Source organism: Tenacibaculum sp. nBUS_03 (assembly GCF_051201695.1).
Taxonomy (GTDB): domain Bacteria; phylum Bacteroidota; class Bacteroidia; order Flavobacteriales; family Flavobacteriaceae; genus Polaribacter.
Genome location: NZ_CP179214.1, coordinates 1,077,497 through 1,098,362, shown reverse-complemented (window position 1 = coordinate 1,098,362; position 20,866 = coordinate 1,077,497). Strand labels below are relative to the sequence as shown.

Annotated in this window: 20 protein-coding genes and 1 other RNA gene; 9 read left to right on the top strand and 12 right to left on the bottom strand. The window is 29.3% G+C overall.

Features of this window, described 5'->3' with window-relative positions:
* Positions 1-120 precede the first annotated feature (120 nt).
* Positions 121-1,149 carry a lipid A-modifier LpxR family protein gene (locus ACMFBB_RS04970; protein ID WP_435263358.1) on the top strand — a complete coding sequence of 343 codons (1,029 nt, stop codon included), beginning with the start codon at positions 121-123 and terminating at the stop codon, positions 1,147-1,149.
* A gap of 10 nt (positions 1,150-1,159) precedes the next feature.
* The gene (locus ACMFBB_RS04965) at positions 1,160-1,429 is read left to right on the top strand and encodes a LuxR C-terminal-related transcriptional regulator (protein WP_435263357.1); all 270 of its coding nucleotides are present in this window, start codon (positions 1,160-1,162) and stop codon (positions 1,427-1,429) included.
* A gap of 5 nt (positions 1,430-1,434) precedes the next feature.
* On the opposite strand, the gene ACMFBB_RS04960 is transcribed toward ACMFBB_RS04965, so the two are convergent.
* The 6 genes from ACMFBB_RS04960 to ACMFBB_RS04935 form a co-directional block, all read right to left on the bottom strand.
* Positions 1,435-1,905 (bottom strand): sterol desaturase family protein, encoded by a 471-nt coding sequence (locus ACMFBB_RS04960; protein WP_435263356.1) that lies wholly within the window; start codon positions 1,903-1,905, stop codon positions 1,435-1,437.
* Positions 1,880-2,332, bottom strand: coding sequence for a sterol desaturase family protein (locus ACMFBB_RS04955; protein ID WP_435263355.1), 453 nt, complete (start codon positions 2,330-2,332; stop codon positions 1,880-1,882). Before ACMFBB_RS04955 ends, ACMFBB_RS04960 begins: the two co-directional genes overlap by 26 nt.
* Positions 2,333-2,408: 76 nt before the next feature.
* Positions 2,409-3,047, bottom strand: coding sequence for an alpha/beta hydrolase (locus ACMFBB_RS04950; protein WP_435263354.1), 639 nt, complete (start codon positions 3,045-3,047; stop codon positions 2,409-2,411).
* Between the two features lie 3 nt (positions 3,048-3,050).
* Entirely contained in the window at positions 3,051-3,380 is a 330-nt protein-coding gene (locus tag ACMFBB_RS04945; protein ID WP_435263353.1) for a hypothetical protein, read from the bottom strand.
* A 3-nt stretch (positions 3,381-3,383) separates the two neighbouring features.
* Positions 3,384-4,643, bottom strand: a complete 1,260-nt coding sequence (locus ACMFBB_RS04940; protein WP_435263352.1) for a dihydroorotase — start codon at positions 4,641-4,643, stop codon at positions 3,384-3,386.
* Positions 4,640-6,589 (bottom strand): BatA domain-containing protein, encoded by a 1,950-nt coding sequence (locus tag ACMFBB_RS04935; protein ID WP_435263351.1) that lies wholly within the window; start codon positions 6,587-6,589, stop codon positions 4,640-4,642. Before ACMFBB_RS04935 ends, ACMFBB_RS04940 begins: the two co-directional genes overlap by 4 nt.
* 122 nt (positions 6,590-6,711) lie before the next feature.
* Here ACMFBB_RS04935 and ACMFBB_RS04930 point away from each other — a divergent pair, with 122 nt between their 5' ends.
* The 3 genes from ACMFBB_RS04930 to rlmF all read left to right on the top strand — a co-directional run bounded on the left by ACMFBB_RS04930 (position 6,712) and on the right by rlmF (position 9,938).
* Entirely contained in the window at positions 6,712-7,377 is a 666-nt protein-coding gene (locus ACMFBB_RS04930; protein ID WP_435263350.1) for a methyltransferase domain-containing protein, read from the top strand.
* Positions 7,378-8,970, top strand: a complete 1,593-nt coding sequence (gene bshC, locus ACMFBB_RS04925) for a bacillithiol biosynthesis cysteine-adding enzyme BshC (protein ID WP_435263349.1) — start codon at positions 7,378-7,380, stop codon at positions 8,968-8,970.
* Positions 8,971-9,092: 122 nt separating this feature from the next.
* Positions 9,093-9,938, top strand: coding sequence for a 23S rRNA (adenine(1618)-N(6))-methyltransferase RlmF (gene rlmF, locus ACMFBB_RS04920; protein WP_435263348.1), 846 nt, complete (start codon positions 9,093-9,095; stop codon positions 9,936-9,938).
* A 35-nt stretch (positions 9,939-9,973) separates the two neighbouring features.
* On the opposite strand, the gene ACMFBB_RS04915 is transcribed toward rlmF, so the two are convergent.
* Complete coding sequence (locus ACMFBB_RS04915) at positions 9,974-12,418, bottom strand: TonB-dependent receptor (protein ID WP_435263347.1); 2,445 nt, start codon at positions 12,416-12,418, stop codon at positions 9,974-9,976.
* A gap of 12 nt (positions 12,419-12,430) precedes the next feature.
* The gene (locus tag ACMFBB_RS04910; protein WP_435263346.1) at positions 12,431-14,122 is read right to left on the bottom strand and encodes a M23 family metallopeptidase; all 1,692 of its coding nucleotides are present in this window, start codon (positions 14,120-14,122) and stop codon (positions 12,431-12,433) included.
* Positions 14,123-14,270: 148 nt separating this feature from the next.
* Between ACMFBB_RS04910 and ACMFBB_RS04905 the strand changes: the two genes are divergently transcribed.
* From ACMFBB_RS04905 to rny, 4 genes are all read left to right on the top strand, one after another.
* A complete protein-coding gene (locus ACMFBB_RS04905) occupies positions 14,271-14,561 on the top strand; it encodes a hypothetical protein (RefSeq protein WP_435263345.1) in 291 nt (96 codons plus the stop codon).
* 11 nt (positions 14,562-14,572) lie between these two features.
* The gene (locus ACMFBB_RS04900) at positions 14,573-14,860 is read left to right on the top strand and encodes a cell division protein ZapA (protein WP_435263344.1); all 288 of its coding nucleotides are present in this window, start codon (positions 14,573-14,575) and stop codon (positions 14,858-14,860) included.
* Positions 14,861-14,914: 54 nt separating this feature from the next.
* Positions 14,915-15,023, top strand: a non-coding RNA gene (gene ssrS, locus ACMFBB_RS04895) — 6S RNA.
* 48 nt (positions 15,024-15,071) lie between these two features.
* The gene (gene rny / locus ACMFBB_RS04890) at positions 15,072-16,637 is read left to right on the top strand and encodes a ribonuclease Y (RefSeq protein WP_435263343.1); all 1,566 of its coding nucleotides are present in this window, start codon (positions 15,072-15,074) and stop codon (positions 16,635-16,637) included.
* 53 nt (positions 16,638-16,690) lie between these two features.
* Here the strand turns inward: rny and ACMFBB_RS04885 are convergent, their stop codons facing one another.
* The 4 genes from ACMFBB_RS04885 to ACMFBB_RS04870 form a co-directional block, all read right to left on the bottom strand.
* Positions 16,691-17,419, bottom strand: coding sequence for a hypothetical protein (locus ACMFBB_RS04885; protein WP_435263342.1), 729 nt, complete (start codon positions 17,417-17,419; stop codon positions 16,691-16,693).
* 275 nt (positions 17,420-17,694) lie between these two features.
* Positions 17,695-18,852: a gliding motility-associated C-terminal domain-containing protein gene (locus ACMFBB_RS04880; RefSeq protein WP_435263341.1), complete on the bottom strand. Its 1,158-nt coding sequence runs from the start codon at positions 18,850-18,852 to the stop codon at positions 17,695-17,697.
* A 237-nt stretch (positions 18,853-19,089) separates the two neighbouring features.
* Positions 19,090-19,998 carry a hypothetical protein gene (locus ACMFBB_RS04875; RefSeq protein WP_435263340.1) on the bottom strand — a complete coding sequence of 303 codons (909 nt, stop codon included), beginning with the start codon at positions 19,996-19,998 and terminating at the stop codon, positions 19,090-19,092.
* A complete protein-coding gene (locus tag ACMFBB_RS04870; protein ID WP_435263339.1) occupies positions 19,995-20,864 on the bottom strand; it encodes a hypothetical protein in 870 nt (289 codons plus the stop codon). The genes ACMFBB_RS04875 and ACMFBB_RS04870 overlap by 4 nt, the downstream gene beginning before the upstream one ends.
* Between the last annotated feature and the right edge of the window lie 2 nt (positions 20,865-20,866).

Sequence of the window (20,866 nt, the reverse complement as noted above, 5' to 3'; positions counted from 1 at the left end):
TGAAACTTCAATTAGTTTTGTATTAATCTTTTTATTGATTTTAAATAAGTTTTAAATGTGCTTGTTTGCTAATGATTAAAATAAATAAGTAATTTATTGTTTTTAAATATTAGGTAAGTTATGTGTAAAAAAATATTTTTATGTATTGTGTACTTTGTAGCTGTTTCTTTTACACTAAAATCACAAAGTAAAGAAAAATCAATTCATTCATCAGGTGTTAGTTTTGCTATTGATGAAGATTTTTTTGTGAAACGATTGGGGTTAAATAAAGATAGAAATTATACTTTAGGATTACATTTTTCTATGTTCAATTCAAATTGGAACTCTATATTTTCTGAGGTTTTAAAAATAAACAAAGCAGAATGTACACTTCTTCCCTCTGAATTTTCTTTTGATGTAGTTGCATTTACACCAAACATAATAAGTAAAGAAGAGATTCAATATAATGATAGACCTTATTCAAATGTGCTTTTCTTATCTCTTAAAAGACATGGGGTAAACAAAATAAATACTGAATACTATTCTAAAACTTTTTATGTAGGTGTCTTAGGCACTGGTGTAGCTAATTATTTTCAAACTGGAATTCATAGGTTAATGGGGTCAGTAGAACCTGAAGGTTGGCAAAATCAAATATCAGATGGAGGAGAACCAACAATATTGTACACAAGAAAAAAAATGAATTTATTCTCTGTTAATTCTGAATTATTTCAAATGTATCATGGATATACTTACAACTTATTTTATATAACTGGCATTACTTATAATCTTGGATTTAGATTTGGTAAGTACAATAAAAAGAATTGGTTATATGATATGTCAGGTTTTATTGGTAGTACATCAACTAAAACGAATAGGAAGATTCTTGGAAAAAAAAAGAACGAGTTTTATTTCTATTGTAATTTAAATACTAATTTGAACGTATACAATGCCTCGTTACATGGCCAATTTCGAGAAACAAACTATAGGCTTCCATATTCTAAAACAGGTTTTTTAACTATTGACACTAGTTTAGGTGTTGCTTTTTCTTTAGGGAAAACAACTTTATCGATATATCATAAATTACGTTCTCCTGAAATTTGGGATGTAAATTATAAATATTGGCATAATTGGGGAGGAGTTTCCTTTGTGTATGAATGTGGTGGTAATTAATAAATATAAAATGAATAATAGTATAGGTAATCCAGTAAGGAGAGAAAAACAAATCTTTAGAAAAGAAAACGAAGAACGATATAAATCGTTAACATGTAAAGAAAAAGAAGTTTTTGAATTAGTTGTAAGAGGAAATTCAACAAAGCAAATTTCCGAGATGCTATTTATAGCTTCAAATACGGTTTCAACCCATCGAAAAAGAATAAAAGAGAAGTTAGAGTTATTTAGCTCTTCTGATTGGTTTAAATATGCAATAGCATTTGAAATCCCAGTCTTTTAAAATCTCTACAAGTCTTTTTGAAGTTCTTTACTTGTTTTAGTACTTCCATCATGACTCCATCCAGGAGGCATAAAAACATATTTTAAACGCGTTGATAATGGTAATTTTTTCTTTCGAACAAAAAAATCTTTAAAAATCTCTTTCCACTCGTGAATAACAATATTAATTGGCCCTTTATCTTCTATTTCAGAGGTTAATCCATATTTTATTTTTTCATATTCAGTTTCTTTTTCTTCAGCTTTAAATGTTCCAAACATTCTGTCCCAAATAATTAGTACCATTCCCATATTCTTATCAAGGTACTTCGTGTTAGAAGCATGATGAACTCTATGATGCGAGGGAGTTACAAAGATATATCCCCATAAGCCTAATTTACTTTTAATAAAATTTGTATGACATAATGTTCCATAATTTTGATTCATTGCATAGGCAAACATAATATGTAATGGCTCAATACCAGCAAATGCTAAAGGCAAAAAGAACATATAACGAAATAGTGGCTGAAAAACAGGAGAATCTGAATCCTGTAGTTATATTGTAAAATTGTGAATTATGATGAGTTACATGAACAGCCCAGAAAAAGCGAGAATGATGATCTACATAATGATGAATATAGTATAAGAAGTCTTGCCCTATAAAAGCAATAAGCCAATAAACTGTTGGGTTTTCCCAAGTTATAAAGCGATACTTGAAGCACAATCCCATCACTAAAAATGAAAAGGCTTTCATTAAAAGATCTAAACTAAAATTAACTAAAGCAAAATACACATTAGTTGCAGTATCTTTAAATTCATAATTTTTAGCTTTAGTTCTGTAACTAAAGAACATTTCTATTAAAATTATTAGAATAAAAAAAGGAGCACTCCAAAAGTAAAGAGTATCTTGGTTTAATATATCAAACATTGTTTTTAGAAAATTTATGCAAAAATATTGTATTTTTATTGGTAAAAACTGATATTAATCATGTTTTAACACTTGATTATAATCTTTTTGTAATCCACTCTTTAAAACTATAAAAATTTTGAGGAGCAACTCCGTGTCCAACTGGATATTCAGAATACTCATTTTTTAAATTATTTTGTGTTAAAAAGGGAGGAGCTTTTCTTGCCCAATCAACAGGTAAAACTTGATCTACTGTTCCATGAGAAATATAGTAGTCTGTTTTTATGTTATTGCTAAGTTCATAGGGCAATAATTCATCATTTATATAACCACTTAAAGCAATTACATGTTGTACTTTATTAGGTGAGTTTAAGCTGACAGCATAACTTAAAATAGCTCCTTGGCTAAATCCTAATAAAAATGTTTTATTTGGGTTGGTAGCATACTTAGCTTTAACTTCATCAATAAAATTAGTTATTTTAGTTACTGATTCTTTAGCTTCTGGTATATCTGAAAATTTTCCACCACTTGCATCAAGGTTTATGGCATACCATGCATAACCACCAAAGCCCATATCATGAGGAGCTCTAGCACTAACAATAAGTAAATCTTCAGGTAGTTCTTCTGCAAATGAAAATAAATCTTGTTCATTACTACCATATCCATGTAGTAATATCAACAAAGGAGGATTGTCAACTTTGTTTTTAGGTGCTCTAACTATATAGTGTAAACTCATTAATTATAGTGATTTAAACTGATTTTGGAAAAATTCTCCAACAATAGGGACTATCTTTTTCTCTCCTTTTATTACACCAATAAAGCTAATTATCCACAAAACAATTATAACAGCATTTATACACCAACCTGTAAAACCACCTATAAATTTATAAACAAACCATCCATTTATGATAGAAATTAAATGAATACCCATCATTTGTCGAATATAAAAACTTGCAAATGGGTTTTTGTTTTTATTATTTAATACCAAGGCTATTAATGTACCAATAATCCAAAAATGACTTATAATCGCATTCGTTTTTCCTTCTTCTATAATACTTAGATTGCTCATTTGTTATGAATTTAAGATTAATTGCTTGTTATTATAAATACCGTAAGTTTTACCTTTTAGTTTTTTATCTAAAAAAACGCTATTCTTAGAAGTAGATAGTATGTCGTTTTTTGTAAAAGTATACTCGCCACTTGGGGTGAATAAAGATAAATTAGCGTTTTCGTTTTCATTAATGGTATTTAATTTAACTTGAAAACGTTCTTTAGGGTTTTTAGACAAGCAATTGGTTATTGTTTCTAAATCTAATACTGTGTTTAGAGCTCCGAAAGCACTTTCTAGTCCTATTGTGCCATCTTTTGCAGTAGAAAACTCTACTTTTTTATGTTCTATATCAATAGGATTATGATCAGTAGTAATTATATCAATAACTCCGTCTTTTATACCTTTCACTAGAGCTTTTACATCTTTTTTTGTCCTAAGAGGTGGGGTTACCTTTTTATTTCCATCAAACCCATGTAGCTCATCATCTGTTAAAAGCAAGTTATGAACAGCAACACTACAGCTTACATCTAATCCTTTCTTTTTTGCTTCTTTAATTAGCTTTACAGATTTTTCAGTTGTAATGGTAGGTATGTGTAATTTACCCCCAGTGTACTCTAATAAAAATAAATCACGAGCAACTTGCATTTCTTCTGCAAGACTAGGAATACCTTTTAATCCTAGTGTTGTACTATTTACTCCTTCATTAGCAACACCATCGCCAGCAATGGCTTTGTTTTTAGGAAAGCTTAAAACTAACCCATTAAAATTTTGAGCATACAACAAAGCTATTTTTAATAAGTTATCATTATTAATAGGTTTATTATAATCTCCAAAAGCGATTGCTCCAGATTGTTGCATATCATATAGTTCAGCCATTTCAACACCCTTACTTTGTTGTGTTAAAGTACCAATAGGATATAGGTTTGTGGCAAAATTAGTAGCCTTATTTATTAGAAATTCAACCGCGGCTTTATTTTCAGTAACAGGGTTAGTATTAGGATTTACAGCTATTTCAGTAAATCCACTTTTTGCAGCTACATCTAAACCATGTTTTATAGTTTCCCTTTCCTCATAGCCAGGTTCTCCTAATGATACACTTGTATCAAACCATCCAGAAGAAACATGAAGGTTATCTAATTCAACAATCTTATATTCCTTTTTGTTAGATATGTTGTTATCAATTTTAGTAATTATACCGTCAGTAATTAAAATATCTTTTACTTGGTTGTTAAACGGACTTGAAGTGTCTATAATTGTAGCCGATTTTAGCAGCGTTGTCATGGTTTGAAGAATTTTAATATCAAAATTTCAAGAAGCAAAGATACAATGGAAAGTACTAAAAACCATTTCCAAAGCCATTGAACTTCATTTTTTTTACGAATGTTATGTAGGGTGTCTTTTACAGAAGTTGATATACTACTGTTGTTTTTTTGCAGATTAGGAATCTTTTTTAATGATAAATAGTTGAGAGAGCTTTCTTTTTTAGTATAGTTAAAAGCTAATTTTTTTATTGTGTCTTTCTGTTGAGTGACATAGTTAAAGCCAGCTTTTAAAGGTTGACTTTTAGTTGAAATTCGAATTTTGTTTTGATAAGCTTGTTGTAATGGAATGAAAGAATTATTTTCATTACTAATTGATAGTATAATTTCTTTTCCTATTTCTTTATTTATATCAATACTATTTTTTTTATTAATGATATAATACAGTTTTGAAAGCTGTAAGCTTTGTTTACCCATATTGTAAAAAAGAGGGACAATTAAAGGTGAATTCGTAAAATTACTATTACTTTTTTGTAAAGAAGAAGCTATCCAAAAAAGAGTAGAATTTGGTAAATTTACTTGAGATATAAAAGAGGTGTTATTTTCAAAAGACAATATGTTACTTGAATTTTTTAATGAAGAGGTATAAGAGCTAGCTGTACTTGGATATTGAAAGTTACTAACTTTTTTTTCAAAAACATTTGTGAAAATAGGATGCTTAAAGTTTACTTTTGTTATTTTTAAGCTGTCAATATTGTGTTTTATAATACGGCCAACGCCTAGTTTAGTGTATAATTTGTTGTAAGTTGAAATAGATATGTTTTCACCAGGTATTATAGCTAAATCGCCTCCCTTATTTACATAATCAAATAAGCTAGTAATAAGAGTTTCGGGTAAGCTTTCAATTTCATTTAAAATGATAAGTTGTTGTTTTGGAATAGCATTGTAGTTTATACTTTTAATTGATGATTGTAGAAAGTTAAATTCATCTTTTGTGTAAATTTTAGCAAGAAAAGATGTTTGATCTCCTATAGATAAGACATTGATTTTTTCGTTAGTGTTTAATGAAAAATAATAGGAATTGTCAAAAGAAAAAGTATCCTTGAAATTTAATACTATCTTGCCTAAAAAATTAGGTGTTCTTTGAATAGAAAAAACTACTTTTTGTATACTATTTTCCGTAATGTTAAAAGTTTGCTTATTTATAAGTTTCTGGTCATTATATATCGCAATAGGGATGTTGTTTTTGACAGTACCTTGATTTCGAACTAAAATATTGATTTCAAAATTAGCTGAATTAGTATCATTTACATAAACACTATCAATAGAGAGGTTTTCTTTTAATTGCGGAGTTAATTGAACATAAGATGTTAGCTCGTTGAAGTTTTTAAAAACTTCTTCTGAAGTATTTTGAAAATCTGAAATTATAATATTTTTATTAACTGAATTGTCCGTTGTGTTTTTTGTAGAAATTTTCAAAAAAACATCTTTTAACTTTTTCTCTTCGGATGTGTTTTCAATTTTTAATAAAATATCTTTTAATTCAGAGGCGGTTTTATTTTGGTGAAAGTTGTTGTTCGTTTGTAATGAATATATTGCTTTTTCAGACAGATTTTCTAATAGTTCTTGAACAGCAACTTTTAATAAATCTCCTTTTTTACCTTCAGTGTTTGTGCTCAGTGAGTTGTCTAAATACAAAAAGAAATGTTCTTGTTTATCAGCTTTTCTACTACTAAAATAAGGTTGAGAAAAAGCTAGGATTATACAAGATAAAAGTATAAGTCGAGTAGCTAAAATTAACCATTTTTTAATTCGCGAGCTTTTTCGTGTTTGTAAAGCTAGTTTTTGTAAAAAAGCTACATTAGTAAAAGGAACCTTTACAAATTTTTGTAATTGAAACAAATGCACTAAAATTGGAATAATTAAAAGCGCTAAAAAGTATAAAATCTGAGGATGTTTAAATTGCATATTTTTCTAAATACCAGTTGTAAAAATAACTAAAATCCTTCGTACATAAACAAACAAGTTAAAAATATGTTAGAAGCGTTAATGATTTCCGACCAAAGATTAAATTTTACTATTTTTGAAGTATGACTACAAAAGAAAGTGATTGCAAGAATCCAGCTCCTTTAAACTTAAAGAAACATTGGGATTCTGCTTATACAAAAAACGATACAAGTGAGCTTGGGTGGTATGAAAGTAGTGCTCAAAAAACAATTTATTTAATTAATAAAACTGGAGTTTCTAAACAGGCATCTATATTAAATGTTGGAGTTGGGTCTTCTGTTATTATTGATGAATTATTAGAACAAGGATATACCAATTTAATAGCTAACGATTTGTCTGAAAGGGCATTGGCAAAAGTTAAAAGTAGAGTAAGTACCAAAGCTAATGAAGTTGTTTTTGTTGCTGACGATTTATTAAGTCCAACTAAACTAAATAAGTTAAAAGATATTGAAATTTGGAATGACAGAGCTGTTCTACACTTTTTTTTAAAGGAGGAAGAACAAACTGCATATTTTAACTTGTTAAAGTCAGTTGTGAAACATAATGGTTTCGTTATCATAGCTGTTTTTTCACTAGATGGGGCTAAAAAATGTTGTGGATTACCATTGCAATTGTATGATGAGAAAATGTTGCAAGAAAAATTAGGAAAGGATTTCAAGCTAATAGATAATTTTAAACACACTTTTATAAATCCTAATGGAGGAGAGAGACCTTATATTTATACATTGTTTCAAAGAATAAGTAAATAAATGACGATTAGACAGATATCATTTCAAAACACGGGTTTTTTCTCTAAAATAATGAGTGATTATTTAGAGAAAGATAAACAAATAAAACCTTTTTATGGTAATTACCCTTCAGTTAACGGGATTGAGAAACAACTCAATATTAAAAAAGGTTTAGTTAAAAAACAAACAAGAACAGCTCTAGTAAATGTTTTAAAAAAACAATATAGTAAGGTTGAAACATCTGATTTAACTCTGTTGAATATTGATAAATTACAATTAGAAAATACATTTACTATTACCACTGGTCATCAATTAAATTTATTTACAGGACCGTTGTATTTTTTGTACAAAATAATATCGACTATTAATTTATGTGAAGAATTAACTTCTGAGTTTCCTGAAAATCATTTTGTTCCTGTGTATTGGATGGCTTCAGAAGATCACGATTTTGAAGAAATTAACTTTTTTAATTTTAAGGGCAAAAAAGTAAGGTGGAACACTGGTCAAACTGGAGGCGTAGGCCGTTTTTCAACTGAAGGTCTTGAGGAAGTATTGAATGTGTTTTCTAACCATTTAGGAAACTCTAAAAATGCACAGTATTTAAAGAAGCTTTTTGAAGAAGCATATATTAATCATTCCAGTTTGGCAGATGCTACTCGATATATCGCTAATGAATTGTTTTGTGAGTATGGGTTAGTTGTATTAGATGCTGATGAGCGAGATTTGAAGCGCGAGTTTATTCCATATATAATAAGAGAGCTAAGAGAACAGGTTTCTTATGGAAAAGTAAATGAAACCATAAACCAATTAGGTAAGACTTATAAGGTGCAAGTGAATCCTAGAGAGATTAACTTATTTTATTTAGCAGATGGTATTCGAGAGCGAATAATACTTAAAGATGGTATGTATACTGTAAATAATACTGATATATCATGGGATTTGAATAGTTTGGAATTACATTTAAAAGAAAATCCAGAATGTTTTTCTCCCAATGTAATCATGCGCCCATTATATCAAGAAGTAATTTTACCTAACCTTTGTTATATTGGAGGTGGTGGAGAATTGGCATATTGGTTTCAACTTAAACGATATTTTGAGGAGGTTGAGGTGCCTTTTCCAATTTTGTTGTTACGTAATTCAGTACAAGTTTTATCAGAAAAACAGGCTAATAAATTAGAAAAGTTAAACATCACAATAGAAGAGTTATTTATTAAACAAAATGATTTATTGAAGAAAAAGGTAATTGAAAATTCTGAAGTGTCATTCGATTTTAATCAACAGAAAGAATTCTTAGAAAAGCAATTTAATGATTTACGTGATATTGCAAAAAATACAGATATTTCTTTTGTTGGTGCTGTAAATGCTCAAGAAAAAAAACAGTTAAAAGGACTGGCTAACCTAGAAAAACGTTTATTGCGTGCTGAAAAACGTAAACAATATGATTTGGTAAGAAGAATAACTGAATTACAAAATGAAATATTACCAAATTTAAGTTTAGAAGAGCGTCAACGTAATTTCTCTGAATATTATTTAGAATACGGAAGTAGCTTTATAAAATATTTAAAAGAAAATTTAGATCCTTTAGATTTACAATTTACAGTAATGTCTATCTAATATAAAATTTACTAATTGAGTTTGTAAAAGATACATCTATTAAAATATATATTATGGTGGTATTTGGATAGCTAATAAGTCTTAATCCTTACTTTTACAGAACTTTTTTTGTCAAAATAAATATGAAATCACTACATCCAAATAATTTACATAATAACGACTATAATTTTACTCTTCTTAAAGAGAAATACCCAAAAATTGGAAACTTTATTGTAAATAAATTTGGTAAAGAGACCATTGATTTTTCTGATCCAATAGCGGTTAAAGAATTTAATAAAGCTTTATTGTTGACGTATTATAATATTAAGTATTGGGAGTTCCCTGATACTAATCTATGTCCGCCAATTCCTGGTCGGGTTGACTATATTCATTATTTAGCTAATTTATTAGAGGATGAAAAAAATGTAAAGATATTAGATATAGGAACTGGAGCTTCTTGTGTTTACCCATTATTAGGTAATGCAGTTTATAATTGGGATTTTACAGGGACTGAAATAGATGCAGATTCACTTAAAATTGCTCAAAAAAATATAGATAATAACAATTTAGGAAGTTGTATTGAGTTACGTTTTCAAAAAGATGAAACAAATATTTTAAAAAACTTATTACGTTCTAGTGATTCATTTACTGCTTCAATGTGTAACCCTCCATTCTATAAATCTGCTGAAGAGGCTAGGGGTGCAAATAGGAGAAAATCTAGGAATTTAGGAAATAATGCGGTACGTAACTTTGCTGGTAATTCTAATGAATTATGGTATGTTGGTGGAGAAAAAGCCTTTTTACATACGTATTTGTATGAAAGTTCATTGTACCCAAAAGCAAGTAAATGGTTTACAAGTTTGGTGTCTAAAAAAGAAAACATTAAAAGTTTAGAAAATTCCTCTAAGAAATTAAGGGTAACTGATTTTAAAGTTATTCCCATGAATCAAGGAAATAAAGTTACCCGAATAGTTTGTTGGAAGTTCTAATAACTTAGTGTTTTTGTTAAGTTTATTAGCTACTATTAAAACTTCATTTTAACATTAAAGTTCATAACTCTTCCTGTCATAAAGTTAGGAATAGCGTATTGACGTTTGCTATAAGCATCACGAACCCAAGTATTGGTAATAGCATTACGAATATCAAAAACATTAAATAGCTCTAATCCAATAGTTAACTCTTTAAAATTTCGTAAAAATCCATTAGCATGTTGCTTATTAATATCTGCTACTACATAAGATACACCTAAATCAGCTCGTTTGTAGTCGTTTAATCTATTCTGGTATTGATAAACATCAGCATACGCAGGAGCGCCACCTGGAAGGCCTGTATTGTATACTATGTTTATGTAAGCTTTTAAGTCTGGTAGGTTAGGTACATAATCTTGAAAAAGCATTCCGAACTTTAAACGCTGATCAGTTGGTCTTGCAATATAACCTTGATTATTAATGTTTTCTTCGGTTTTTAAATAGCCAAAACTAATCCAACTATCATTACCAGGAACAAATTCACCATTTACCCTAAGATCTAAACCATAAGCATAAGCTTCTGTAATATTATCTGCTCTGTATCTAATACGAACATTATCAACAGAATAAGAGTTTACATCAGTTAAGTTTTTATAATACAATTCAGTAGTCAATTTAAAAGGACGTTTCCAAAGAGTAAAACTATAATCATTACCAGCTACTAAATGAATTGATTTTTGTGCTTTTACATCTGGTAGCGCTTCACCATCATTTCCACGAAGTTCTTTATAAAAAGGAGGTTGTGAATACCATCCGCCGGAAAGTCTGAATAACATGTCTTTTTCCCAATCAGGCTTAATAGCAAACTGTATTCTAGGACTAAATGTAACTTGACTTTTAGAGGGTTGATTGTTTGTGTTTACCGTCCAAGCGTGTGATCTCACACCTAAATTTATCCAAACTTTATGACTGTTCCAATCTGTTTTTCTACTAAACTGAATAAATCCAGTAGCTCTATTAATATCTACATTATTTTTAGCTTTTACCTTTTTAAATGGTTCAATAGGTCCAGTATAAGGTAAGTAAGGCTGGTTATTTGAAGAGTGATGAGGTGGTCGTACAGAAAATCCAAGCGAATCAATCACTTCCCATTCATTAATTCTATCTTTAATGTTTTCAATTTGGTACTTTATACCTGCTTTCCACTCATTTTTACCATCTTTTAATGTCGTTCTTATTTGAACAGAGTTTATCAAAGCATCTAAATCATTACGAGCATGGTTTATTTGAGAACCAATTCCTTGAGAAAATTTAACTTCACCAAAATTTTCAGAACCAACATTACTATCAACTTCACCTAAGTTATAAGCAGCAGCAATATCAAAATACTCCTCTTCTTGGGTGTTAAATGAAGAAATTGTACCTGTTAGTTTGAGGTTTTCATGTACTTGATAGTCTGCTGAAAAAGCACCAAAAAGAGTTTTAAAACGGTCTTTTTCTTGACCTCTATAAAAAACAATTAATTCAAGAGGATTGGCAATAGTACCAAATCTAGTTTTGCGAGTTAAAGGTTTGTAGATATAGTTGTTTAAAGAAAAATTACCAAGGAAGTTTAGTGTTAATAAGTTGGAAGCTTTATAAGATAAAGCTGATTGAATATCAGTGAATTGAGGTCGAAAATTAACTTCTGTTTGCTTACTATTTACAAATAAACTATTATCACGGTATCGTACGCCAACCATGGCACTTAGTTTATTTTTTAGAAAAAGATCTTCCACTGTAAAGCTTCCCCCTAATAAACTTAGGTCCAATTGTGCCCCAAACTGTTTAGGTTTTCTATAAGTAATATCTAGAACAGAAGAAAGTTTGTCTCCATATTTAGCTTGAAATCCGCCAGCAGAAAAATTAATATTCTGTATCATATGTGGATTAATAAAACTAAGCCCTTCTTGCTGTCCTGAACGAATTAAGAATGGACGATATATCTCAATTCCATTTACGTAAACTAAGTTTTCATCAAAATTACCTCCTCGTACGTTGTATTGTGTACTTAATTCATTATTATTACTAACACCTGGCAAGGTCATTAAAATATTTTCCACACCAGCGTTTGCACCAACAATATTCTTTACTTTCTTAATGTTTATTTTTGTAATACCTTGAGCTTCTTTCCTATTGTTTTTAACTACAACTTCTTCTAATTTTTCATTTAAAAATTCTAAACTAGGAGAAAATTTAAATGTTCTTTTACCTCTTGCAGTAAATTTTTTAGTAATTATTTTGTAGGAAACATGGCTAAAAGTAACTTTTACTGTTTTTCTTATAGGGATTGTAAACTGATAGTTACCGTTTTCATCAGTTGTAGTCCCTTTTTGTAAATAAGATATAGCAACACCTTCAATAGGTGAGTTATATTTGTTAGTAATTTTACCTTTAATTAATGCTGTTTTTTGAGCAAAAATAAGTGATGGAAATAAAAGTAATATGATCAGTTTCTTCAAAATAATGTATGTTTACTTTCTAAAAAACGTAGCTTTTAATGTTTTGGTATTACCAACGTTGTCAGAAAGTACAATTTTAAAAAGATGTTTGCTACCTACCAACTTTTTATCATTAAAATCATAGGTTAATATTCCTTTTTTATGATTATATTCCATTAAAACCCATTGATTATCAATTGTTGCATGATAATTTCGTATGCCAGATTCTTTATCGATAATTTTAACCTGGAGATTTTTATGCTTTGTAACCCATTGTTTATCGTAAAAGTTTAACAATTTAATGTAAGGTTTTTTTGTGTCAAATAGTAACTTATAACTACCTAATGATTTAGTAGAAGTGTATACTTTATTAATTTTTTTCTTTGTAGAAACATATCTTGGGTATTTTGGATAATTTACATTAGCAATATATACTTGTTGTTTTTGTAAATCGGTTAAATGGGATGTTTTAAAAGTTAATGTATAACGTTTGTCTAGTGGTATTGTAGGAGTATGAACCTTGGTTATTCCATTTTCAACTTTGAAATCTATAAAACAATTTTTATAAAAAGTATTTTTAGGAAAAGCTACAGTACTATTCTTTTGGTGAAATTTATTAAAGTTTTTTGCTGTAATTTTAAAGTTGGTTGTATCTTTCTCTTGAAAAAGTAAATTACTTTTTACACCTTCAACTGGTATTTTAACGCTGGTAGTATTCTTTTTTAAATCTTTAATGAATATTTCAATAGAGTAATTAGAGCCGTTTTCAATGGTGATTTTTCCATCATTTATTAAATTTTTATATAAACTCAATTTGTTTTCGAGTACTTTATGTGTTTTTTGAACTCTTCTCTTGTATTTTTTGTAGTGTTTGTAATCGATTAATAAATTTATGAATTTACTTTCAGAAAAAGAAAATGTTTCTACATCATGATAATATACAGTGGTTCCGTTTACTTTCATTTCTAAACTGTAAATTCCATTTTTATTTGTAGCCCCGTTTAGCCTATCAAAAGTACTAACACCAAAGCCAATTGTTCCACAAGCCTTAATCCTATCAGTAATATATTTTCCTTCTTTAACTTGCTTAAATTGTAAAATTGATTCATTGGTTGAATTATCAATACGGGCATCATCACTTAATGGGTAGGCGATTAACCTTTTTATAGTAGGTCTTCTATCATCTTTAGGGTTTATACCAAACAGTAAAGGGTTTATTATTTTTTCTGTTTTAGTATTTCTTATTTCGTAATGTAAATGTGGTTCACCTGAACTTCCGGTATCACCAGTAAAGCCAATTATATCTCCTTTTTTAATAGGGAATTTTTCAGGCTCAGGAAAAATATTTCCAATCGCATATTTTTCTTTTTTATACTGAATAGATTTAACGTATTGTTGTATTGTATTTTCAAATTTCTGTAAATGAGCATATACAGTAGTATAACCATTAGGATGCTCCAAGTAAATAGCTTTACCAAAACCATACTGTCCAATTTTTATTCGAGAAACATATCCATTTGCAGGGGCATAGATTGGAATTCCTTCTTTACCTTGGGTTTTTATGTCTATTCCTGAGTGGAAATGATTACTACGTAATTCACCAAAAGTACCAGATAAGATAATTGGTATTTTTAAAGGAGGAGAAAAATAATCTTTAGGATATTTATGTTGAGAAACTCCAAATTGACTCAGAAATGTAAAAAAAAGGAATAAGTAAAATTTCAAAATTGCAATAGTTTTGCAACAAAATTAGCAAAATTATTACGAAAAATAAGTAAATCAAAATCAACTACTTACTAAAAAGCTTCAAAAATTTTGTTAAATTAATCTATAATGGTAACTTTGTAGAAATAGTTTTATTCTCAAAAAATAAATGAGTAACACTCAAAAAGCAATTCATCTACTGGAAGATAGATTAAGAAAACTGTTATCCAATTATGAATTTTTAAAGGAAGAAAATAAGATTTTATTTCAAAATAATGCTAAGTTACACAATTTATTAAAAGAGAAAGAGCAAGAATTAGCGATTAGTCAAAAAGAATTTAAATTGCTAAAAATAGCTAAAACTATTGAGGGCAGTAACGAAAACACAAGAGAAACAAAACATAAAATAAATACTTTAGTAAGAGAAATTGATAAGTGCATCAAACTCTTAAATATTTAAAAGTTCTTTACATGACAAAGTTAAAAGTTAATGTTGTAATAGCTGGTAGAACTTATCCTTTAAGTGTTAATAATACAAGTGAAGAAGAAGGGATGCGTAAAGCCGCTAAAAATATTAATGATTTAATTGCTAAATATGAGCAAAGTTATGCAGTGTCTGATAAGCAAGATGTTTTAGCAATGTGTGCATTACAATTTGCATCAAAGTTAGAAATAGCATCAATAAGTAAAGAATTGGAAGATAAAGAAGTATTACATAAAATAAAGGCGTTAACTAATTTATTAGATTCGCAATTATAAGTTCTTTAAAATACATTATTAACATACTGCCTACATTAATACCTAGTTTAATAAACTCAACACTATTAAATTAAAAAGGATAAGTCTAGATTAGAAAAGCACGCCGGCTTTGTTTCGGATTCTTGATTAATCAGTTAGTCCTAAACCTGTTCACTCGGAGTTTATAAGACCTTATTAATGTAGGCTTTTTTTATACAATCAAATTAAAATTATGGAGGGAGTATTATTTCCTGTGTTAGCAGGAATTATAGGTTTAGTAATAGGTTTTATTATTGCTAAAATGATAGAAAAAACAAAAGCTAATAAATTAATACAAGAAACAAAAAAAGAAGCAAGAAATATTGTTAAAGAAGCAAGAGTAGAAGCTGATGCAATAAAAAAAGAAAAAATATTACAGGCAAAAGAAAAATTTATTGAGCTTAAATCTGAACATGAAAAAGTTATATTATCAAGAGAAAAGAAAGTTTCAGATGTTGAAAAAAGAATAAGAGATAAAGAAAGTCAAGTTTCTTCAGAATTAGATAAAAATAAAAAGTTAAATAGAGGTCTGGAGAAAAAAGAGGCCGATTATGACTATAAAATAGAGTTTTTAGAGAAAAAAGAAGCTGAGGTTGAAAAAATACATAAGCGCCATGTTGATATGCTTGAACAAATTTCAGGATTATCAGCTGATGAAGCAAAAACAGAATTGGTAGCTTCATTAAAAGAAGAAGCCAAAGCAGATGCTATGGCTTTTATTCAAGATACTGTAGAAGAGTCTAAAATGACTGCACAACAAGAGGCTCGTAAAGTGGTATTAAACACAATTCAAAGGGTAGGAGTAGAGCAGGCAGTTGAAAATTGTGTATCTGTTTTTAATTTAGAGTCTGATGATGTTAAAGGAAGAATTATAGGTAGAGAGGGACGTAACATTAGAGCATTAGAAGCCGCAACTGGGGTTGAAATTATAGTTGATGATACTCCGGAAGCAATTATCTTATCATGTTTTGATCCTGTTCGAAGAGAGATTGCAAGGTTGTCAATGCATAAATTGGTTACTGATGGAAGAATTCACCCAGCAAGAATTGAAGAGATTGTCAAAAAAACTGAAAAACAAATAAATCAAGAGATAATAGAAGTAGGTAAACGTACAGTTATAGATTTGGGAGTTCATGGTTTACATCCTGAGTTAATTAAAACTGTTGGTAGAATGAAATATCGTTCTTCTTATGGTCAAAACTTACTTCAACACTCACGTGAGGTTGCCAATCTTTGTGGTATTATGGCAGCAGAAATGGGCTTAAATGCTAAAGCAGCTAAACGAGCAGGTTTATTGCACGATATTGGTAAAGTTCCTGAAACTGAAAGTGAACTTCCACATGCTTTATTAGGAATGCAATGGGCAGAGAAATATGGCGAAAAACCTGATGTTTGTAATGCGATAGGTGCTCACCATGATGAAATAGAAATGAAGAGTTTATTATCTCCTATTGTTCAAGTTTGTGATGCTATTTCAGGGGCACGCCCAGGGGCTCGTCGTCAAGTTTTAGATAGTTATATTCAAAGATTGAAAGATTTGGAAGATATAGCTTTTGGCTTTACAGGTGTTCAAAAAGCTTATGCAATTCAAGCTGGACGTGAATTGCGTGTGATGGTAGAAAGTGCAAAAGTTAATGATACTAAAGCTGCTGAATTATCGTTTAATATTTCTCAAAAGATTCAAAATGATATGACGTATCCTGGACAGGTTAAAGTAACTGTTATTCGTGAAACTAGAGCTGTGAATGTTGCTAAATAATTTTAATAAATAGATAAAATCAAAAACCCAAGCTAGAGCTTGGGTTTTTGATTTTATCTATTTCTTCTTGATTCTGTTTTTTCTTTAGGTTTCGTTCTATTAAAGTAATCATCATCATTATTTCTTTTACTTTTCCTCCTTTTTAAAATTTTACTTCGTTTACCTATTCTTGCATTAGGTTTAGCTCTGTAATAATAAAAATTACTATCTTCTTTAAATTGACGGTAGTTATTTCTAAAATCTCTTCTATAAAAGTATGCATTGTCATAGTCAAAAACATCTCCAATATTGATGTCGATATTGAAACCGTCATCACAAGTTTCGTAATCATGATAATATCTTTGATTTTTTACATTTCCTTTGTAGAAAGGCTTTCCCCATCTATCATATCTAATACGTAAATTTCCTACTTTTGTTAATTGTCCTCTTCTATATCTAATAAATACACTACCAATACGTGTTACATTGCCCCTGAAGTCATAATTAACAAACACATTACCAACTCGTCTAATTCTACCCTTAAAGTCTCTGTCAATTCGAACACCTCTATTAACTTTAGTTCGTCTACCATAGTAGTCTACATATTGTGTATTTCTATAATGCGTATTAAAGTCAAATTCACCATTTAAAAATACATGAAACTGTACATTTCTTTCTACAAAGGTTACTGCATCATCATAGCGATATGTGCTTTCTATTTTGCTAGTTGATTTATTAATATTGTTAGCACTTAATGGTGTTACAAGTAGTATTGTTAATAAAAAAAGTATCCCTGTTCTCATAATTACTAGTTTTACAGTTATGCCTACTCTATATGCTTTTCAGCTACCGCATTTATCTATAGTTTTCAAATTGCGTGCCAAAAAATAAATTATAAAAACATTTAATTCATTAACAAAAAAAATAGTGATATTATTATGGTACTCTTAATGTAAAAAAACTCTCATTAGAAATTGATAAAAAACAATTTCTAATGAGAGTTTTTGTAAAATTTAAATGTACATTAAATAAATAGTGGTAATAATACCAATTCTTACTAAATACTTTTTATAATGTCTTATCTATGAATATAAATCCATCCTTTCTGATTTTTACTTTCATCGCTCCCTAGTTTCAATAAATAGAAATAAGTACCATCTGGTAAATCCTGGTTCTTATTAACAGTAGCTCTTCCATCTGATTTTCCTTTCCAATCATTTTTATAATTTTCAGCCTCATAAACAACATTTCCCCATCTGTTAAAAATAGATAACTTATTGTTTTTGTATTGTTCTATACCTTCAAATGTTAAAGTTTCGTTTGTATTATCACCATTAGGTGTAAATATTAAATTTATATCAGATAACTCGCCAGTAGCAAACTCAGAGCCAATAGTTATTATGGTATAGTCATCAGGGATAAATGAATTAGACATTATTTTTCCAGAATTAAGATTTCCAGAAGACGATGCTCTACCTAAGTCTACCCATTTGGATTCCGTTACACTCCAGCCAACAACTCTTAGAAGGTCGATATTTTCACTAATAGTATTAATTTCACTTTTTTGATTCCAAGTAAGAGTAATTGTTGTGTCCATGTTACCATCTAAATCCCAGAACTCTAAGTTGCTTATATTTTTAATAAAAATTTGTTTTTGAGAAGTAGGAAAAGACCCTCCAAATTGAGAAGGAGGTGTATTTGGATTTTCAAAATAATATGCTCCACTGTATTTGGTAGTAGCAGATTGAGATGATAGAATCATAGGTCTTAACCTGTTATCATCACCAATAGGAAAAGTGAATTCATTTGCTCCTGTAGCCGAAGAGTATCCGTCAACATGTCTAAGATTGTCTTCACCAACATAAAATTTATGGTTTATATAGTCTAAAGATACGTTAGTTACATTTCTTGGAGTAAATACTTTTCCATTAACGAAACTCATTTCTCCAGTTGTACCTATTGAACTATATAATTCAACATCATTTATGACATCAAACTCAAGGTTCTCAAAAACCGCTCTATTAGTTCCAGAGACAGTTCTAATTTCACTGTCGCTATAAAAACCAGCTAAACCACTATTATCATCATCCAATACTCCATCGTTAATAAAGTCAGTATGGAATCCTATACTTGCATTTTCATGCATTTTTATATTTCCGTAATTGTGAAACGCAGACGTTTGTGCGTTAATTAATAATGACATATATAATGCCATAATAGATAATAAAAACTTCATAAATACCCCCGTATTTTTAATTCTTTAATTATTTATTTTTAAACTTAAAAAAGTTTATACTGTATGTTGTTATTTTTTATGTTGTATTCATCACTTCATAGGTCGTATTCTTTTCTTATTAATTACACTTCAAAGATATTTTATTTTCTATTAAAGTTATTTATATTTCGGTAAAAAGTAAACTTATAACGATAAATAGGTATAAGATTATACTTTTTTATTTCTAATAATTCATAATTACAATCCCCAAAAGGTAATTGCATTTGTTTCTATTTCTTCGTATTCAGTAGTATTAATATCTACCCTATACATAATAAATTCATTAAAACTAGTGGTCGCATGATTTCCAGGTTGATTCCCAGTTGCCCAGCCAATTGCAAAATCTTCAGTTCTTGTACACCTTCCATTTATGTATGTTCCATTAAAACGTTGAACGCCTCCCGAACGAGCTATACTGTTTGTATTTGTTTTAATAAAGGAGTATACTTCCCATACATTTAAATTTACATTATTATTATAACTACGAGTAGGATTACAACATACACCAGGATCAAAATATAAATTTTGATCACTCCAATTTACATGAGAAGACCAGCGATTAGTGTTTACTAATACACCGAAAGTGTGTTGTGATTTACTTGTAGCTCTCATTACTCCTATAACTGTTCCTAGATCCCCATTTGTAGTGACGTCTTGTATTCCATTTGGTGTATTTATAGTTAGATGGTCATTACTACCATCCCCTTGAAAGTAAGGAAAAGAATTGGGGTAAAAGCGAGGCTGTCTGTTTAATGTTGTTTGAATAGCATGCCTGTTTAAACCACTTTGGTCATACCATGTATGTACAAATACATTATTAGTACCTCTCCATGCATTGATAGCGGCAATATCTACAATATCGTTATCTCCCCAACCAAAATCTTGCTCAGCATTATCTCCAGCTCTTCTCAACCTGATTAAAGGCCCATCGTAATCACTCTCTAAGACTCTCATAGAAAATGCAAAACTAATATTTGTAAGTTTTTCATCTAGAATGTGTGATGGTTTTAAAGAAGGATATTGATTATAGGTAGCTATTTGACAGTATCCAGATAAGGATATGAAGTAAATAAGGAATATTATTATCTTATATTTAAATACTATCATCTTTTTAAATCTCCTGTTAAATGAAAATTATTTGTACTGGTACATATTAAACCAGCACCAGCATCTTTACCAGCAGTTTTAAAGCGAGATAATCTATTTAAAACTGTAACTCCACCAACTCCAATTATTTCAACTTTTCCAGTGTTAACTTGATAAATACTTATATTAAAACCAATAGGTAATCCAGCAGAAACGTTTAGTGTAACATCTGTAACAGTATTGAAAGTAAAAACTTTTCCATTATCTGCAGATGTTAATGTATAGCTGGCTGTTTTATTAATAACTTCTGGTAAATTAGGATCAACCCATTCTGTCCCAGTAACTGTAGAGGAAAGAATTTGTCCGTTTGAACCTGTATTTGAATTACTATCTGAAAAAGAACCTATAACACTCAGGTTATTATTTATTAATGAATCACCGTTTAATGTAATTCCACCAGAAGTAGCACTTAATGTTAGCCCCAAAGCAGCAGAAATTTGTGTAGTGCTTGCTGTAGAACCTATTTGTGATGCACCTGTAGCAAATAACTGAGTAGTTCCAGTACTAAAAAACTGCAACGCATTTAAATTGTTGAAAATCAAAGAATTTCCCCCTCCGTTTAAAGTCCTTGAACCAGATAATATTCCATTTGATGAATAAATATTTGAAGATAGGTTGTTAGGTGTAACCCAGGTAGTTCCATTAAAAAAATATATGTTTTTTTCAGCAATATTATACAAAATAGAGCCTTCATTTGCTCCTGTAATATTGTTCATTTCAGTATTATTTAGGGTAGTGGGTAGTCCTATTGTTGAATTCGCATCAATTTGTGAAAATAAGAAATTACACTTGATAATAATAGCTATAAATAATACTGTTTTTTTCATAA

What these genes read in the sequence shown, in the direction of transcription:
- ACMFBB_RS04900 (WP_435263344.1), top strand. Translation starts at nt 14,573, where the DNA reads ATGACAAAGTTAAAAGTTAATGTTGTAATAGCTGGTAGAACTTATCCT.
- ACMFBB_RS04880 (WP_435263341.1), bottom strand. Translation starts at nt 18,852, where the DNA reads ATGAAGTTTTTATTATCTATTATGGCATTATATATGTCATTATTAATT.
- ACMFBB_RS04930 (WP_435263350.1), top strand. Translation starts at nt 6,712, where the DNA reads ATGACTACAAAAGAAAGTGATTGCAAGAATCCAGCTCCTTTAAACTTA.
- ACMFBB_RS04950 (WP_435263354.1), bottom strand. Translation starts at nt 3,047, where the DNA reads ATGAGTTTACACTATATAGTTAGAGCACCTAAAAACAAAGTTGACAAT.
- ACMFBB_RS04945 (WP_435263353.1), bottom strand. Translation starts at nt 3,380, where the DNA reads ATGAGCAATCTAAGTATTATAGAAGAAGGAAAAACGAATGCGATTATA.
- ACMFBB_RS04870 (WP_435263339.1), bottom strand. Translation starts at nt 20,864, where the DNA reads ATGAAAAAAACAGTATTATTTATAGCTATTATTATCAAGTGTAATTTC.
- ACMFBB_RS04955 (WP_435263355.1), bottom strand. Translation starts at nt 2,332, where the DNA reads ATGTTTGATATATTAAACCAAGATACTCTTTACTTTTGGAGTGCTCCT.
- ACMFBB_RS04905 (WP_435263345.1), top strand. Translation starts at nt 14,271, where the DNA reads ATGAGTAACACTCAAAAAGCAATTCATCTACTGGAAGATAGATTAAGA.
- rny (WP_435263343.1), top strand. Translation starts at nt 15,072, where the DNA reads ATGGAGGGAGTATTATTTCCTGTGTTAGCAGGAATTATAGGTTTAGTA.
- rlmF (WP_435263348.1), top strand. Translation starts at nt 9,093, where the DNA reads ATGAAATCACTACATCCAAATAATTTACATAATAACGACTATAATTTT.
- ACMFBB_RS04935 (WP_435263351.1), bottom strand. Translation starts at nt 6,589, where the DNA reads ATGCAATTTAAACATCCTCAGATTTTATACTTTTTAGCGCTTTTAATT.
- ACMFBB_RS04965 (WP_435263357.1), top strand. Translation starts at nt 1,160, where the DNA reads ATGAATAATAGTATAGGTAATCCAGTAAGGAGAGAAAAACAAATCTTT.
- ACMFBB_RS04970 (WP_435263358.1), top strand. Translation starts at nt 121, where the DNA reads ATGTGTAAAAAAATATTTTTATGTATTGTGTACTTTGTAGCTGTTTCT.
- ACMFBB_RS04940 (WP_435263352.1), bottom strand. Translation starts at nt 4,643, where the DNA reads ATGACAACGCTGCTAAAATCGGCTACAATTATAGACACTTCAAGTCCG.
- ACMFBB_RS04875 (WP_435263340.1), bottom strand. Translation starts at nt 19,998, where the DNA reads ATGATAGTATTTAAATATAAGATAATAATATTCCTTATTTACTTCATA.
- ACMFBB_RS04885 (WP_435263342.1), bottom strand. Translation starts at nt 17,419, where the DNA reads ATGAGAACAGGGATACTTTTTTTATTAACAATACTACTTGTAACACCA.
- bshC (WP_435263349.1), top strand. Translation starts at nt 7,378, where the DNA reads ATGACGATTAGACAGATATCATTTCAAAACACGGGTTTTTTCTCTAAA.